Annotated in this window: 1 protein-coding gene; it reads left to right on the forward strand. The window is 56.9% G+C overall.

Annotated elements, in window-relative coordinates; translation table 11 throughout:
* The coding region (locus APH44_RS28830) for an IS5-like element ISPa41 family transposase (RefSeq protein ID WP_054895662.1) at nucleotides 1–929 on the forward strand (929 nt) is incomplete at its 5' end.
* Nucleotides 930–997: the final 68 nt, after the last annotated feature.

Here is a 997-nt window from a genome sequence, read left to right on the forward strand (position 1 = left end):
CCCGCCGAGAGCGCTTCCTCGCCGAAATGGATCAGGTGGTGCCCTGGGCAGGCCTGCTGGAGCTGATCGAACCGTTCTACCCCAAGGCCGGCGGCGGTAGAAAACCCTATCCTCTGGAAACCATGCTGCGCATCCATCTGTTGCAGAACTGGTTCTCCCTGAGCGACCCGGCCATGGAAGAAGCGCTCTACGAAATCACGCCCATGCGCCAGTTCGCACGCCTGACGCTGAGCGCGCCAATCCCCGAAGACACCACGATCATGAACTTCCGGCACTTGCTGGAGAAGCATCAGCTCGCACCGGCAATCCTTGCGGTCATCAATGGTTATCTGCAGGAAAAAGGCCTGTCGCTGCGCCAAGGCACCATCGTCGATGCCACCATTATTCATGCCCCCAGCTCGACCAAAAATAAAGAAGGCAAGCGTGATCCCGAGATGCACCAGACCAAGAAAGGCGGTCAGTATTTCTTCGGGATGAAGGCGCACATCGGTGCCGATGTCGAGTCCGGCCTGGTGCATCACGTCCATGGCACCGCTGCCAATGTGGCCGATGTCACGCAGGTGGCTGAACTGCTGCATGGCGAAGAAAACGCCGTGTATGCAGATGCCGGTTACACCGGTGTCGAAAGGCGCGAAGAGCATGAAAATCGGGGGGTGATCTGGCAGATTGCAGCGCGTCGCAGCACCTATTCCAAGCTGAACCAGCGCAGCGTACTGTACAAAGCCAAGCGCAAGATCGAGTTCTGCAAGGCTCAGACACGGGCCAAGGTCGAGCATCCGTTTCGCGTGATCAAGCGGCAGTTTGGTTACGTGAAAGTACGTTTTCGTGGGCTGATGAAAAACACGGCTCAGTTGACCACGCTGTTCGCCCTGGCAAACCTGTGGAGGGTTCGAAAACAGCTCATGGGTATGGGTGAGGTTCGCGTTTAACACGGAGAACCGGTCGAAAAAGCTCTCCGTACATGATTTTTCGGTCACTTTTCGTCCAATGACGCTGT

Source organism: Pseudomonas sp. NBRC 111143 (genome assembly GCF_001320965.1).
GTDB lineage: Bacteria > Pseudomonadota > Gammaproteobacteria > Pseudomonadales > Pseudomonadaceae > Aquipseudomonas > Aquipseudomonas machongensis.